This is a genomic window from Bacteroides sp. AM16-13, from assembly GCF_003602705.1.
Lineage (GTDB): Bacteria > Bacteroidota > Bacteroidia > Bacteroidales > Bacteroidaceae > Bacteroides > Bacteroides xylanisolvens.
Genome location: NZ_QTLK01000081.1, coordinates 540 through 745, shown reverse-complemented (window position 1 = coordinate 745; position 206 = coordinate 540). Strand labels below are relative to the sequence as shown.

Sequence of the window (206 nt, the reverse complement as noted above, 5' to 3'; positions counted from 1 at the left end):
TACGCGCAGGATAGAGTGATAAGCGAACTGGCAAAGGTGAATAAAAACCTGATTGTTGTCAATATCTCCGGCAATGCAGTGGCTATGCCTTGGGTGAATGAAGTGCCTGCTATTGTTCAAGGTTGGTTCCTGGGTTCGGAAGCCGGAACAGCTCTTGCTTCCGTATTGGTGGGAGACGCTAATCCTTCAGGAAAACTTCCTTTCAC

1 protein-coding gene is annotated in these 206 nt (G+C 48.1%); it reads left to right on the top strand.

Features of this window, described 5'->3' with window-relative positions:
* On the top strand, positions 1-206 hold a 206-nt coding region (locus DW173_RS24275), incomplete at both ends, for a glycoside hydrolase family 3 protein (RefSeq protein ID WP_233562298.1).